The sequence below is a fragment of the Paenibacillus sp. JQZ6Y-1 genome (genome assembly GCF_040719145.1).
Lineage (GTDB): Bacteria > Bacillota > Bacilli > Paenibacillales > Paenibacillaceae > Saccharibacillus > Saccharibacillus kandeliae.
Genome location: NZ_JBFDUZ010000003.1, coordinates 163110 through 178133 on the forward strand (window position 1 = coordinate 163110; position 15024 = coordinate 178133).

At 48.3% G+C, this 15024-nt stretch carries 12 protein-coding genes; 2 read left to right on the plus strand and 10 right to left on the minus strand.

Features of this window, described 5'->3' with window-relative positions; genetic code table 11:
* Window positions 1–4: 4 nt before the first annotated feature.
* The 10 genes from ABXR35_RS16970 to ABXR35_RS17015 form a co-directional block, all read right to left on the minus strand.
* The gene (locus ABXR35_RS16970; protein ID WP_367063089.1) at window positions 5–880 is read right to left on the minus strand and encodes a carbohydrate ABC transporter permease; all 876 of its coding nucleotides are present in this window, start codon (window positions 878–880) and stop codon (window positions 5–7) included.
* Window positions 881–892: 12 nt separating this feature from the next.
* Window positions 893–2194: an extracellular solute-binding protein gene (locus ABXR35_RS16975; RefSeq protein WP_367063091.1), complete on the minus strand. Its 1302-nt coding sequence runs from the start codon at window positions 2192–2194 to the stop codon at window positions 893–895.
* A 702-nt stretch (window positions 2195–2896) separates the two neighbouring features.
* Window positions 2897–3913 carry a glycoside hydrolase family 130 protein gene (locus tag ABXR35_RS16980; protein WP_367063093.1) on the minus strand — a complete coding sequence of 339 codons (1017 nt, stop codon included), beginning with the start codon at window positions 3911–3913 and terminating at the stop codon, window positions 2897–2899.
* A gap of 441 nt (window positions 3914–4354) precedes the next feature.
* On the minus strand, window positions 4355–5491 hold the full coding sequence (gene ald / locus ABXR35_RS16985; RefSeq protein ID WP_367063095.1) for an alanine dehydrogenase: 1137 nt from the start codon (window positions 5489–5491) through the stop codon (window positions 4355–4357).
* Window positions 5492–5855: 364 nt separating this feature from the next.
* The gene (locus tag ABXR35_RS16990; RefSeq protein ID WP_367063097.1) at window positions 5856–7079 is read right to left on the minus strand and encodes a PucR family transcriptional regulator; all 1224 of its coding nucleotides are present in this window, start codon (window positions 7077–7079) and stop codon (window positions 5856–5858) included.
* A 165-nt stretch (window positions 7080–7244) separates the two neighbouring features.
* On the minus strand, window positions 7245–8507 hold the full coding sequence (locus tag ABXR35_RS16995) for an ABC transporter permease (protein ID WP_367063099.1): 1263 nt from the start codon (window positions 8505–8507) through the stop codon (window positions 7245–7247).
* Window positions 8464–9228, minus strand: coding sequence for an ABC transporter ATP-binding protein (locus tag ABXR35_RS17000; RefSeq protein WP_367063101.1), 765 nt, complete (start codon window positions 9226–9228; stop codon window positions 8464–8466). Before ABXR35_RS17000 ends, ABXR35_RS16995 begins: the two co-directional genes overlap by 44 nt.
* 11 nt (window positions 9229–9239) lie before the next feature.
* Window positions 9240–10688 carry a DEAD/DEAH box helicase gene (locus ABXR35_RS17005; RefSeq protein ID WP_367063103.1) on the minus strand — a complete coding sequence of 483 codons (1449 nt, stop codon included), beginning with the start codon at window positions 10686–10688 and terminating at the stop codon, window positions 9240–9242.
* A 234-nt stretch (window positions 10689–10922) separates the two neighbouring features.
* On the minus strand, window positions 10923–11699 hold the full coding sequence (locus ABXR35_RS17010; RefSeq protein WP_367063105.1) for an SDR family NAD(P)-dependent oxidoreductase: 777 nt from the start codon (window positions 11697–11699) through the stop codon (window positions 10923–10925).
* Window positions 11700–11863: 164 nt separating this feature from the next.
* A complete protein-coding gene (locus ABXR35_RS17015; protein ID WP_367063107.1) occupies window positions 11864–12322 on the minus strand; it encodes a chemotaxis protein CheX in 459 nt (152 codons plus the stop codon).
* A gap of 451 nt (window positions 12323–12773) precedes the next feature.
* Here ABXR35_RS17015 and ABXR35_RS17020 point away from each other — a divergent pair, with 451 nt between their 5' ends.
* Together ABXR35_RS17020 and ABXR35_RS17025 are read left to right on the plus strand one after the other, a co-directional pair.
* The gene (locus ABXR35_RS17020; protein WP_367063109.1) at window positions 12774–13676 is read left to right on the plus strand and encodes a LysR family transcriptional regulator; all 903 of its coding nucleotides are present in this window, start codon (window positions 12774–12776) and stop codon (window positions 13674–13676) included.
* 116 nt (window positions 13677–13792) lie between these two features.
* The gene (locus tag ABXR35_RS17025; RefSeq protein WP_367063111.1) at window positions 13793–14602 is read left to right on the plus strand and encodes a histidinol-phosphatase; all 810 of its coding nucleotides are present in this window, start codon (window positions 13793–13795) and stop codon (window positions 14600–14602) included.
* Window positions 14603–15024 lie beyond the last annotated feature (422 nt).

Genomic DNA, 15024 nt, shown 5'->3' on the forward strand with positions numbered 1-15024 from the left:
TTTCTCAAGCATCCTTCTCCCGCAGTACTCGATTGATAATCGTAATCACGATAAGGCTAAATAGCAGAATCAATACGGATACCGCACTGCCATACCCAAATCGCATACTCATAAAGGCGCTGTTGTACATATATACCGTCATCACTTCACTCGCATGTGCTGGTCCCCCGCCCGTCAAAATCTGGATCAGATCGAAGACACGGAACGAGTTACTGATGCTATAAATAACACAGACCATAATTGTGCTGCGAATCATCGGAATCGTAATTCGCCATGTACGCCGCCAGCCGATGGCGCCGTCCAGCTCGGCGGCTTCATTTACTTCTTCTGGTATATTTTGCAGCGCCGCCAAAAAGATGATCATATACAATCCGCAATTTTGCCAAATATAAGCGATACTGACTGACAGCATCGTCAGCGCTGGATTGCCGAGCCAGTTTTGCTGCCATGACTCCAATCCGATCAAGCCAAGTAGACTATTGAGCGTACCGTATTCGGTGTTGTAGATCATACCCCAGATAAGCGATACCATAACCGAGGAGATCACGACCGGCATAAAGCCAATCGTCCGAAAAAAGCTAGAACCTTTCAGTCCACGATTAAGCGCTAAGGCGAGCAGCAAGCCAAGCGGCAGCTGACCGATCAGACCGGTGATCATGATGATAATGTTATTTTTGACCGACAGCCAGAAGACGGCATCCTGAAAAATCTCTTTGAAATTATCTAATCCGATATAGCTCATGGAGCCAATACCGTCCCAATTCATCAATGAATAATATATGGACAGACCAATCGGAACGATCGCCACGCCGACATAAATGATCAGCGCAGGCAGCAGACCGAGCATCATCGCCAGCCGTGTTCCTTTGAGTGTGTGCATGGCGAAGCCCCCTTACTTCATGTTGTCGTATGCCGCCTGCGTTTCCTGTGCTACCTGCTCCGGTGTACCCTGACCAAGTGTGAGCGCCTGTAGCCCATTTTGCACCACGTCCGTGACCTGTAATGGGACAACGCCATCGAATACCGGTGCCGTTCCATTGCTGGTCAGTTTGATCATTTCCTTCATATAAGGACTGGCATCGTCGGGAATATCGACATTGGCAGGAACGAGAATGCCTTCACTTACCAGCTGGGTATACAGCTCTTTGGATAGGAAGAATTTCATAAACTCCTGTGCTGCTGCCTTTTGCTGCTCATCTAGATCATTTTTGAGTGCGATGCCGTATTGCGCAACGCCTGCGCTCACTGCTGGATCGCCTGTACCGCCTTCATCCTTCATACTCGGAAACAATGCGATACCAAACTGGTCGCCCTGCTCATTCGTCATGCGAACGCGTCCATCCACAGTAGATGAGGACATATGCATCGCAGCTTTCCCTTGAATCAGATAATCCTGCGCCTGCACGGAATCCATATTGTTGGCATCGGTATTAAACGCGCCCATATTGCTCAGGTCAGCAATGACACCAATGGCTTTGACATAGTTAGGATCAGTAAAGGTCGCTTTCTTCTCTAATACTTGATTCAGAAAGTCGCTACCAGTAAAACGGTCGCCGATGATCGATAGATAGGTGGATTGCAGCGGCCATTTTCCTTTATTGCCCAGTGCCATCGGGGTAATGCCCGCAGCTTTTAACTTTTTCACAGCATCGGTAAACTGGGCATAGGTTTTCGGAAACTCAGAGTAGCCCACATCTGCCAGCATTTTTTTGTTGTAGTAAATGATGTCGACAAAGGTTTGCTTGGTGGGAATCGCATATTGATGACCATTCTGGTTAAAGCCAGCCAGAGCATCCTCACGTAGCAGCGATTTCCAATTGTCCATTTGATCGTCAATCGGCATCAACAGATTGCCGGTAACGAGCGGTTGCAAATCGACACCGGGCCAAACGACATTAATATCCGCTAGATTGTTGGCGGCGGCTAGTGTGCGCAGCTTGGTTTTGTACTGCTCGGCTGGCACTTCATCCTGCTTAATTTCGATATTCGGATGCTGCTTTTCAAATTCGGCGATGCGCGCTTTGTATACCTGATTATCCACATTGGGTGATGTCCACGGGTGCATGATTTTCAGAGTTACTTTATCACCGCTACCACCCTCGCTAGAGCCGCCGCCACAGGCCGTGGTCAGGAGGATAAGCGCAACCAATGTACCCAGTACCCAAATTTTGCTTCCGGTCCAATATCGTTTCATACTAACCCCTACTTTCGATTGAAATGATTGGAACTGCTGCCGAGTAGGATGATGGATGATGGTAGGCAAGCAGGTATTTTATCTTCACATGTGATATTACGTATTATAAAGAAACGAGGAGAAACACTATATCCTATAAAACTACGATTATATCCTAGATTATTGGAGTACGTAGTTTGAATTGGGATGATTAGGGAATGTAAGTTGACATGAAATGTTTTTTATTTTCTGAAAAGGAAGGGTTCTTGTTATGATACTGGGCACCACTTCGGAAAGGAATAAGGGAACGAACTCCGGTGGAGCCGCGGGAATCTTTTGGAATAGGAAGGAATGAAGATTCCCGCGGCTCCAAGGTCGTTCTTTTCCCTTATTTCCTTTCCTTCGTTCCGTGCAGTTTGCATCATAAATAGAAACCGTCTCTTTTAGAAATGGGTGGTAGGAGTATAGAGACAGAATTATTTTGAACGATTTGGAGGTTGATTGAGTAATGCATATGAAAATATTTCTATTTGATTTACTAGATTGTGTTTAGCAATTTGTTTTCTTTCATCTGTTCAAATCGCAAGTTTGATTTTTTTGATCATTATTCTTGCTTCTTTTACTTCTCAAATAGGGAAGGGTATGAGGTGAGTTGAAACAGGGGATTGGTTTGGTATGTGAAGAAGGAAGTGCTGGTGGGCACTTCCTTTTTGGGGGAGTTGGTTAGGAGTTGGGGTCTAGGATGTGGGTGATGAGGTCGGTTAGGGGGACGGTTGCTAGAGCGATGGCGGTGTCGGTTACGCCGTAGTAGATGTAGAGCAGGTCGTCTTTGACAATGTTGCCAGTTGGGAAGATGACGTTAGGGATTTGGAAGCCGAATTTCTCGTAGTAGGTTTCGGGTTCCATGATGAATTGGTGGGTGCGGGCGATGATGATTTCGGGATTGTCTAGGTCAAGCAGCATGGCGCCGACGCGGTATACAATCTGGTCGTCGACTCCGTGGTAGAGAACTAGCCAGCCTTGTTCAGTACGGATCGGTGGTGTAGAGCCACCGATTTTGCGGGATTCCCAGTCCATGTTTTGTGCTTTGGCAAGCAGCTTGGGTTCGTCCCAGTGGATGAGATCGTCCGAATAGGTGATCCACATTGCTGCTTTGTCAGTGCCATATTCAGGACCTATGTATTCTTCGGGACGGCGCAGCAGGACGTATTTGCCGTTAATTTTCTCAGGAAAAAGAATATTGTCACGGTCGTTGATCTCAAGTGGCGTCGTATTGGATACATGTTCCCAGTGGATCAGATCCGTCGAGGATGCAATACCAGAGCGGGTGAGCCAGTGTCCGGGTTCTTCCCCCCAGCCGTCGGGATATTGCGGAATGGAGCGCTCGGGAATACCAGCGCCAGTCGGATAGTAATTCATCGCACATGGGCGCAGTGCATAATTCAGGTAAAAGGTATCGTCGATCTTGACGATGCGTGGGTCCTGTACGCTACCATATGGAAAGCCAAGCTCATCCGGCGTCAACACTGGTTGATCCACGACATGGGTAAAATGTACGCCGTCTTCGCTTTCCAGCAAACCTAGATAGTTTTTACACGGAGTTAGTGAACCGGCAGTACGTTCGATCATATAAAACTTGTCATTGTCCACGATAACGGCGGGATTGAATACAGTCACTTTGCGCCACTCGTATTCACCGGGTACGACGATCGGATTGGCTTCATGTCTTGTAATTTTCATTCATAGCCTCCTGCGATATGGGATAAGGGGTTGTATGATACTTTAGATAATATAACATTATAATGTTTTGAGCAGTAAGAAAATATCCTGCAAAATCAAAAAAGATCATACGAAATTACAATAGGCTGAAATGAAACGAGTGCTTTTCATACATAGTGATCTGTTTTGGCTATATTACAAGATGGTTTGACTTGAAATTCCTATATACAAAGCACAACATATGAAGAGTACGAAATGAACATGTGATATGAAAGTAAGATATGGCAAGCGAGAGACTTGAGTACACGTCTGCCTCACTTCCACCAATCAAAAGAAACAAAACAATCCCCTCATCGTTCCAAGCCTTGGCTATCATCGCCGAAAGCTACAAGGAATGATGAAGGGATACTGTTTTATATTGGTATATCAACTCATACCAGTTAGTGCCGGATCAAAAAGGGCTTAACTCATCGCAGCAAAGGTTTTTTCCAACGCTTGCTCAATTGCTACATGCTCGTAACCAAGATCACGCGCAACTGCCTCATACGTCATGGAACCAGCAGCGGTATTGACGCCTAGCTTGAGCGCAGCATTTTTTTCCAGTGCAGCACGCAAACCGAGATTGGCAATTAGCGATACATATGGCATCGTAACATTGGTCAGCGCGAGTGTCGAAGTTTTCGGTACTGCTCCCGGCATGTTAGCGACGGCATAGTGAACGACGCCATGCTTTTCATAGGTTGGGTCATTGTGGGTGGTGATCCGATCTACCGTTTCCACGATCCCCCCCTGATCAATGGCTACGTCAACGATAACGGAGTGAGCTTCCATCTGCTTGACCATGTCCTCGCTCACAAGCTTCGGCGCTTTCGCACCCGGAATGAGCACGGCACCGATGACCAGATCAGATGCTTTTACCGCTTCCGCGATATTGTATGGATTGGACATTAGCGTCTGTACCGATGAACCGAAAATCTCTTCTAACTGACGCAAACGATCTGCACTCAGGTCGATAATGGTCACATCTGCACCCATACCAACAGCTACTCTGGCTGCATTGGTACCAACTACACCGCCACCGATCACCGTTACTTTGCCTTTTTTCACACCCGGTACACCACTCAGCAAAATGCCTTTCCCGCCATGTGGACGCTCCAAAAATTGTGCACCGATCTGTACTGCCATCCGTCCAGCAACCTCACTCATCGGAGTCAGCAGCGGAAGCGTCCGATTCACTTCTACCGTTTCATACGCGATGCCGATCACCTTTTTGTCCAGTAACGCAGCAGCCAGCTCTGGAGCCGCCGCCAGATGAAGATATGTGAACAGAATGAGTCCCTCGCGGAAATAACCGTATTCCGATGGCAGCGGTTCTTTGACCTTGAGAATCATATCGGCGGTTGCCCATACATCCGCCGCTTGATTCAGCAGTGTCGCGCCAGTAGCCGCATATGCCTCATCGCTAAATCCACTGCCTACTCCTGCTCCGCTCTCTACATATACGTGATGCCCTGCGCCAGTTAACGTCGCTACACCTGCAGGCGTAATTGCCACACGGTTTTCGTTATTTTTAATTTCCTTCGGGACTCCAATATTCATGTCCATTCCTCCTTAAAATGTGTTGCTGTATCGAACGTTTCTGAACCATACACTCATTATAGGATAGCTAAAATATCATGTAATCGTCTGTTTCCCCAAATTTGATGGATTACACTTGTTTAAAAACACAAAAAGCCTCCAATAATGTCATTTAAATTGACATGAAAGGAGGCTTAATAAATCATTTTGCAACGTAGGTTAGGATATACTGGTCAGTTTACATGGCATTATAGTTATCTTTTACCCGCTGATGGCAGGTTCGTATCAATTCGTAATCATTTGGAATGGGAACATAGGCTTTATTGCTTCCAAGCATCTCTACACTTTCGCAGGATGTATGCCCTTTTATAGTATCGATACACATTTACGTGGAATGCTCGCCGTCAAACCAGAGCAGCTTCAATTCCAAATATAGCGTCACCTTTTCCGCCATGCTATTCAGGTTAATCCCGCTCACCTCGGCAATGCGGCGCAGACGATAATTGAGCGTATTGCTATGCACATGCAAAATTGCTGCCGCCTGCTTGCTGTCGCTATCCTGATCTAGAAACACCGCGAGCGTTTGCAGCAGATTGCTATTATGCTCCTGATCATAGGCAGCCAGACGATCTAGCGGTCCCCATGATATTGGGAATTGCCGTGACTCACGATAGATCGCTGGCAAATACCGATAAAAGCCCGCATCTGGATAGTACGTAATCGCCTGCGTTTCTGGCAAATGCTGATGCAGCACGATCAGCTCCTTTGCCTGTTCATAGCTGCGCTGAATATGCAGTGCCGAGCTAACCTGTTCTCCTGCAGCGAGCCAACCAAATTCAGTTACAGGCAGCCATTGCTGTATCCGCGCTGCCATAGAACGAATGCGCGTAGACAGATCAGAAGGCTGCTGACCAGCATGACAGCCGCATAATATAATCAATCGATTGTTTTCTTCCATATAGAGAGGAATACGCACCGCATATTCAGAAGCCGCTTGTTGAATACGCTCGATGCACGTATGCAGCTTGCCCGCTTCTTGTTGCTCCAAAATCAGCACATAATGATACGGCAGCAGCTCAATACCGTGACTGCGCGCCTGCTCTGCTGCTTCTTGTTCGGATTGAAAACGACCATTGAGCAGACGACGCAGCAGATCGATCTTCTGTTGACGTTGCTGCTGCTGCATCATTTTGGAAGCGGCAATGACAGCCCCCCGACGAAACTGCTCCAATTGCTGATCACTGTAGGAACCGTCATGCTCCAAGAGCCAGATATAGCCAATTACTTCATCATAATGACGAACCGAGATTGCCATCCGACGACTCAAGCCTACATCACTTAACTGCCGAATATGCTGCGGTTCAGCGCTATCCTGCAATTGCTGCATCGCCCCAGATTCATACAACGCTCGCTGGACATGCTCCGGCACACGGCGACCGATAATCGTCGCGATGCGCGCGGGGTCCGTATTTGGATCGTGCATGCTATAGGCAAGCAGCCGATGCGCTTCATCCTCAATCGTTACGGGACTGCCCATCACTTCGCTGATCATCTCTGCCAGCGTTTGCAGGCTGTCCACTTCCTGCTCATTTATTTTTTTCATCTCCATCGGTGCTCACCACCTGTCTGCCGGTTGTTGATCATTTTGTAGGATGCTACCTCTTGTCTGTCGCTGGATGGAACGACAGCAAGCCGGGCTTATGAAGCACCGGCGCTGTAATTATACTTATCTATTCTTACACGTATTACCGTTGGCAATATTGTAGCTTATTCTTTACCCCAACTCATCGTCAGCAGCCAGATCGCGCAGCCATTTGCGATTAAGCGAGGCGCGCTGCATCCATACGACCAACAGACCAGCTGCCAGTGTCCACGCCATACGCAGCGGATCACCGGTAAACAAAAACGGAATCCACATCAGCACTGCAATCACTACTTGAGCATGTGTGATCAAACGTACTGTTTCCAGCCGCTGCGCCGTTACTGGCAGCGGATAAATGGACAGCCACAGCGTATCAGTATGCTGTTTGCGCAGCATCGTCATCTGAACACCAGACAACAGGATAAACAGCAGATACACCGCTACCCCAAACCACGACATCCGTGTCAGCAGCACCAGCACAATGCCAATCATAACAAAGCGCGCTAGAGTCGGCAGTAGTTCACTGCGCACAAAGGTTTTAATCAACAGAAAGCGGAATGCCTGCTCCTGATTCCATGGTACTCTGCGACCGATAAAGGAGAGCCAACGGCGGTGATTGATTTTGCGATCACCGGTCGGTACATCCACAAACCAGCCCAGCATACGCATCACACCTGCGGCATGATTTTTCTCAGCGGCGATCAGTCGTTCCCACGGTACAGCCGCTTTACCGGGCAGACGCAGTACGAGCCAATAGACGATAACGCCTACAATGACAACCACACCCGCAGTAGTCAGTGGCAACCACAGCCATGCCGCTAGCACCGCCGTCATATACACATACCGCAGCAGTCGGAACCATACGCGCGCGGTTTGTCCGTTCATGCGTAGCTCTTGCCAGCTACCATAATTGCTGGCGATTTTGAGCAGCAGCAGTACAGCGAATAATAGCAGCAGCGGCTTGGCATCATCAGCAGCCCGCACATAAAAAGGCCAAGCCACCAGCGCAATCAGCGCCAGCCAGATGTATTTGCCGATCACACTGCTGCGCCATGCCGGAGCAAAATAGTCCCGCATCCGCGTTTCCAGCGGCAGCATAAAGATCACATCTGCTGGTCGCATATACGTGCGTACCGTTCCGTATACAGTCAACGGTGTCAGCAGCACCAGCATAATCCAGTATACTGGCAAGCCTGCCGGAATGTGCTGTACAAAGGTCGTATACCAAGCGGCAAAGGCAATGAGCAGAAAGAAGGTCACAACCGCCACACCGCTCTGGACAATATACTGCGTATACGGCAAAATCTGACCCCAGAACTCGCCACGCCGCTTTTGCCGCAGCTCTGCCAGATTAATCATTGCTAACCGTCCACGTCGAGTCCTGCACCAGATCATAGAAAATCTGCTCCAGCGGTACGCCCTGCTGACCCGTCTGCTCACGAATCTGCTCCAATGTACCTTGTACAATCACCCGACCCTTATGCAGCACAATGAATCGGTCGCAATAATTCTCAATCGTAGACAAAATATGCGAGCTGAGCAAAATTGACGAGCCGCCCTGCTTCGTTTCCACCATAAAATCAAGCAGAGAACGAATACCAAGCGGGTCCAGCCCAAGAAACGGCTCATCAATAATATACAGCGGCGGTGCTGCCACGAAGGCGCACATGATCATCACCTTCTGCTTCATGCCCTTTGACAAGTGCATCGACAGACTGTCTTCTTTTTCACCCATATTAAATAACGAGATCAGGCGCGCTGCCCGCTGTTCATAATCGCTCTGACTGACTCCGTAGGCGCGTGCGGTGAATTCCAGATGCTCACGCACCGTCATTTCCTCATACAGCTGCGGAGCCTCCGGTACAAATGCCAGCGAGGAACGATACTGCTGCGCATCGCCCTGTAGCGTTGTTCCGTGAATCTGCACTTCGCCACCTTGCGGTGTCATCAAACCGAGAATATGCTTCATCGTTGTGCTCTTGCCTGCACCGTTCAAGCCGATCAGACCGATCATCTCGCCGCGACCAACGCTGAAACTAATATCGTGCAGGACAGGCTTGCCAAGACTGTAGCCGCCAGTCAGACGGTCTACTTGAAGTACAGGTACCTGTTCCATGAATCATAACCTCACTTTTCCTCAGAAGCGCCGTTGCGTTTGGCTTTCAGCCATTTTGGCGCTCCTTTGCTTTTTTGATCGGCTTTACGCACTTTGGCTTTGCCGTCACGTTTGGTTGGTGTCGCCTTGCCAGAAGCTGGACGACGGGATGGAGCTTCCGCCGATGTGCGCTCCTGATTGCCGAAGCCGTCCGACTGACCTTGACTGCTGCTAGATGCAGTCGCGTTGCCGTTGCCAGTTGCTGCCGGATTGCTACTGCTTGTATCGTTGCCAGCTGGTTTGTCGTTACGAACGACCGGCTTTTTGCTGCGCGGCTTGGCTGGGGAAGCGGTGCGTGCTTCGCCACTCTCTAGAACAAGCTCCTTCAACGAAATATGCAGCGTATCGTTGAATTTACGCATAATGAAGCGCTCGCGCTCAGTAATGATCGAAGCGGATACGCCCTTTTTGCCCATACGACCGGTACGTCCGCTACGGTGTACATAGAATTCCGCGTCAAATGCCGGGTCTAGACTCACAACCAGATTCAGGTCTTCAATATCCAGTCCGCGTGCAGCCACATCGGTTGCGACTAGCACCTGTACTTTGCCAGAGCGGAACTGCGCTAGCACGGTACTACGAGTAACTTTGTCAGCATCTCCATAAATGGCGCGCGCTTTGAAGCCCATATATTCCAGCTTGGATTCTACTTCGGCAATTTGCTCAGTATCGTTCACAAATACGATCGAGCGCGGCGCTTTGTAATGACGCAGCACACGGCGCAGTGTATCGACTTTGTCGCGTTCCTCGGTTACAAAATACACATGATCAATCGTAGACGCTGTTTGTCCCGGCTCGATGCCGACGATCGCATGATCCTTCATCTCGCGATGAGCGATGCTGTGAATCTCTTCGTTGATCGTAGCAGATAGGAAGACGAGCTGACGGTCACGTTTAGCGCTTTTGATAATCCGATGTACATCCGCGCCGCCGCCCAGTCCCAATACCTGATCGACTTCATCAACTACGATGGTGTTAACATTGTGCATTTTCAGCTTGCGTACATTGATCAGCTCGTTGATACGTCCCGGCGTACCAACCGCGATATGCGGATGACGACGCAGCTTTTCGATCTGACGCTTGATTGCCGCGCCGCCGATCAGACCCAGTGAAGTGATGCCTTTCTCTTCACCATAACGCTCGCACTCGCGAACAATCTGCATCGCCAGCTCCTGCGTTGGTGCGAGAATGAGCGCCTGCATATCCTTTTGTTCTGGATTGATCTTTTGCAAAATCGGCAGCAAATATGCCAACGTCTTGCCGCTACCTGTCTGCGATTGTGCAAGCACATCGCGTCCTTCTAAAATAAGCGGAATGCTCTGCTCCTGCACCGGTGATGGTGCGGTAATGCCATAACGGGACAACGCATCATTCAGCGATTCGCCAATGCCCAGCCCAAGAAAATTTACGTTCGTTTCCATAAGTTTCATCCTTTATCTTTCCATAATATAGCGCAAAGGCAGTCTGCCTGTAGACTAGCATCCTGTCACACTGAACTGCTGCTTGAGCGAAAGTCGGTCATGGCTTTGCCATAGCACTACATAGTGCAATCGCCATACACATTGCCATTATCCACCAACCGATAGTTCAAGCTGTGCAGCAAGTATCATTATATCAGCAATCTGCCCCGATCCGCATCCAATCTACGCCTTCTTTTATTTGCGATCAAAAAACGAATAGGTCAGCCGATCCACCAAACGCGGCATCAGCTGATAAAAACGCAGCGCAAACCCGGCGTAACGCGGCAAATCAACCTCCTCGCGCCGCCGCTCCATCATGCGTATCATCTCGCGGCACACTTTATCCGTGGACAGCATAAATCGGCTCACATTGCTCACATATGCGCCTGTTGGATCGGCACGGTCAAAGAAAGCCGTGTTGATCGGCCCGGGGTTCACAGCAGATACAGTAATGCCGCTGTTTCGCAGCTCTTGACGCAACGAATTGGTAAAACCTAATACAGCAAACTTGGTCGCCGTATACGCAGTCGATTTGGCAGTCGGAAATTTGCCTGCCATCGACGCTACATTGATAATCTGACCACTGCCGTGCTCTAACATGGATGGCAAAATAGCTTTGGTACAGCGAACGATGCCCATATAATTTACATCCATCATCTGCGCATATTCATGCACATCCGTTTCCGCCAGTGTGGTGAATTGTCCGTAGCCTGCATTGTTTAGCAAAATATCAATGCGTCCGTACTTGTCCAGTACTTGCCGCACCACTTGCTCCACATCATCCTGCTGCTGCACATCCATACGATATACGCCATGCTCACCGTGCAAGCCAGCCGATAACTTGTTTAATTTATCCTCCGAACGGGCAGTCAATATGGGAATGGCGCCTTTCTCCGTTAATAACTGCGCCATATGAGCGCCCAATCCACTTGAAGCGCCAGTAATGAATACGATTTTGTTGTTCAATGTCAACGCCAATCCCTCCAGTCTACCTTATTTTAGGTGATGCGTGGTGACATATCCAGCCCAAACAAAAAAGCCGTTCTTCTCCCTCTATCAAAAGGGCGAAAGAACAGCCTGCTTGTTTACTGATGATACCGTATTCGGATGATACAAGAGCCAAACCATATCTTGGATTAGGATACCATAACCTGAATATCCAGCTCACCGATGCCATCCATGATCAATGGGATCGTCAATGCTTTGGTAGACATAAAGCCTGTTACCGCGCTCGTTTTCATTACTTTCGGTGGTGTAATATCCACCGTTACGCCTTGATTGGATAAAATCGTGCTCGCGTTACCGCTGATCATATTACCCAGCTCGGAAATCGCGCTTTGTCCCATCTCATCCATCTCAGTGAGTACAAAACCGCCCATCATAGCCGAAACCATACGTAGTGCAACACTCTCATGGATACCAAAAATAATATCTCCGCTCATTTGTCCTGTCATACCAATTTGAATCCAGATATGATCATCAACCAGCTCGATATCTTTGATACCGAGACTGCCTGTAGAAGGAGAGACCTGAACGACCTGACCAATCACGAGTCTCGCTGCTTCCAAAAATGGATTAATAACTTCCGCCTTCATACCTTAATGCTCCCCTCCACTTGTGGGTTAATATTTTAAATGAAACTTATGACCTATAATTAATATGCTCATTATACCTTATAACCTAGGACAATTCATCCAGAAACATAGTAATAATCCATAATTTTAAAAATTATTTTACATATTTCGAATTCAATCGACATGAATATATTTTATTAGGTATAAAGGCCGGTTCAACGGACTTTTTTATGGGTCCATTTGACGACTTTTTATTATTATCGGAAGGTAGCTAGGTTTTATGTAGACCAAATGCTGTTGTTTTATTCAAATTTCAGTGTTTTTCTGGTAAAACTTTCGTCGCATTCCGCTGCAAACGATGTATTATCGCTTTTGCAAAACTTGCGAAATGAAGAATTGGATTTTCAGCATCATTGCTGGTTTTTCGGCAATCCACTATAATTTACTCACAGGTGTACATAAGGAGGAACTCATGAATATCAGTCAACTGGAAACATTATTGACCATTTCGCGGACGATGAGCTTCCGTAAAGCAGGCGAGCTGCTGAATCTGACGCAGCCTGCGGTGTCCGCCCAGATCAAAAGTCTGGAGGACGAGTTCAAGACGGTACTGGTGAACCGGAACCAACCGGTAACACTGACCGATCAAGGAACAGTCTTTTTGGAGCATGCCGAGCAGATTTTGGCTGTTGTGGAACAGCTGAAGCAGCGACTGGCAGATCTGGATGAGACTCCGCAGGGGCGTATTCTGCTTGGTACAACAACTTCATTTGCCATTCAGATTCTGCCGCGCGTGCTTGCTTATTTTCAAAATCAATTTCCACTGATCAAAACGATGATTCATTCGATGCCTTCCTCCCAAATCTATTACAGTGTGGAAAATGGTATGGTTGATGTTGGAATCGGTTATCTGATTGAACGCAATCCGAACCTTGAAACTTCCATTCTGTATTATGATATGTTCGAGCTGGTCGTTTCTCCCCAGCATCCGCTGGCCCGTACCAAAAAGGCAACCATTCAGGATTTGCAGCATCTGCCGTTTATCATGCTCTCGCCGGATACGGTTGGACGCAAATTCGTGGATGATGTATTCAAAAAGCACGGTGTCGTGCCAGAGATTATTATGGAACTGTCCAGCAGTGAGGAAGTGAAGCGCATGGTCGAGATCGATCTGGGCGCTGCTATCATCTCCCGCCAATCCATCTCTAGCGAGCTGCGTCATGGCACACTGGTGATGATTCCAATGCCGGAGTTTGAAGTGAGCCATCCGGTTGGTCTGATCTACAAATCCGGTCGTTATCTCAATTCTGCGATGCGCCAGTTTCTAGACGACCTGAAAGGCATGCCGGAAGACCGCTTTATCAGTTCTGAGTAAATCAACAGGATATCTGTACGAAGTTCCGATTCTCGTGTGTGACAACCGGCAATTATGCTTGCTGTACCGGTTGATTCGCACCCTATTCCCATTGAAGCAAAGGAGCCTTTTTGCCAATGAAATTCGATCTTCATACTCACCATTATCGCTGTGGACACGCGGATGGCGACATCCGAGACTATATTGAAGCCGGTATTGCCGCCGGATTGCAGGTGATCGGCATTTCCGATCATACGCCGTATTTCGGCTTTGACGAAGACCAAGCCTTTCCTAATATCTCTATGGGCAAAAGCCAGCTATCTGCTTATGTGCAGGAAGTACTGGATTTGAAAAAGGAATATGCGGGCAAAATCGACGTCCTGCTGGGCATCGAATCTGACTATTTCCCTCATCATGCTCATTTGTACAAACAACAGTTGGATCAATATCCATTTGACTATATTATTGGCTCTGTCCATTTCAGCAGTGGTCGCAGCATCTTCGATACTTCACGCTGGCAGGAGCTAGACAACGCCGAGCAGATCGCTGTCAAAGAAGAATATTTCCGCATGATCGGCGAATCTGCCCAAAGTGGCATGTTCCATATCCTCGGTCATATCGACGCGATGAAAAGCAACTACCCAGCCTTCACCGACATCGAAGCGCCGCACGCACTGGACAAAATGCTGCAAACCATCGCCTCCTCCGGCGTCGCCATCGAGGTCAACACGTCCGGCAAAATCAAGGCCTGCGGGCTCTGGCACCCGATCGATGCGATTTTAGAACGCGCCCACCATTTCGGCGTAGAAATCTCCTTCGGCTCCGACTCCCACATCCCCCAACGCGTTGGCGACGACTTTGACTTAGTTGCCCAGAAGCTACGCGATATTGGTTATACCGAATGGGTGTATTACAAACAAAAACAACGCCAAGTTGTGGCGTTGTAACGTTACTAATTAAGTATATAATTATCCCATACAAGCCCTGCTCACCAAAGCAGGGTTTTTTAACTTTCCCACCCAATTGCGTAGATTCCTGCGGCTCCACGGGAGTCTGTTTCCCTATCCACTTACAGAGCGATTGTCGCCCCAAGCTCCAAATGCCGATTTTCCAGCCATACTCCCACATAAAAAGAAACCCGCCAAGTCGACGGGTCTTTGCATATACCAAAAAGGGGGTCTTACACTATGTATCTTACCTGCTCCCTGTTAAAGTTAGATTGCAACCACATTGCAATTGCATAACATTCACCAACAAGAGCATGACGACATCCGGTGATAGAATGTCCCATCATTTATACCCCATACCGCACCATCTAGCACTATCCACCACGATGTCTTTCTAAAAAGACAACACGCCACTGAATCGA

What these genes read in the sequence shown, in the direction of transcription:
- ABXR35_RS16970 (WP_367063089.1), bottom strand. Translation starts at nt 880, where the DNA reads ATGCACACACTCAAAGGAACACGGCTGGCGATGATGCTCGGTCTGCTG.
- ABXR35_RS16975 (WP_367063091.1), bottom strand. Translation starts at nt 2,194, where the DNA reads ATGAAACGATATTGGACCGGAAGCAAAATTTGGGTACTGGGTACATTG.
- ABXR35_RS16980 (WP_367063093.1), bottom strand. Translation starts at nt 3,913, where the DNA reads ATGAAAATTACAAGACATGAAGCCAATCCGATCGTCGTACCCGGTGAA.
- ald (WP_367063095.1), bottom strand. Translation starts at nt 5,491, where the DNA reads ATGAATATTGGAGTCCCGAAGGAAATTAAAAATAACGAAAACCGTGTG.
- ABXR35_RS16990 (WP_367063097.1), bottom strand. Translation starts at nt 7,079, where the DNA reads ATGGAGATGAAAAAAATAAATGAGCAGGAAGTGGACAGCCTGCAAACG.
- ABXR35_RS16995 (WP_367063099.1), bottom strand. Translation starts at nt 8,507, where the DNA reads ATGATCTGGTGCAGGACTCGACGTGGACGGTTAGCAATGATTAATCTG.
- ABXR35_RS17000 (WP_367063101.1), bottom strand. Translation starts at nt 9,228, where the DNA reads ATGGAACAGGTACCTGTACTTCAAGTAGACCGTCTGACTGGCGGCTAC.
- ABXR35_RS17005 (WP_367063103.1), bottom strand. Translation starts at nt 10,688, where the DNA reads ATGGAAACGAACGTAAATTTTCTTGGGCTGGGCATTGGCGAATCGCTG.
- ABXR35_RS17015 (WP_367063107.1), bottom strand. Translation starts at nt 12,322, where the DNA reads ATGAAGGCGGAAGTTATTAATCCATTTTTGGAAGCAGCGAGACTCGTG.
- ABXR35_RS17020 (WP_367063109.1), top strand. Translation starts at nt 12,774, where the DNA reads ATGAATATCAGTCAACTGGAAACATTATTGACCATTTCGCGGACGATG.
- ABXR35_RS17025 (WP_367063111.1), top strand. Translation starts at nt 13,793, where the DNA reads ATGAAATTCGATCTTCATACTCACCATTATCGCTGTGGACACGCGGAT.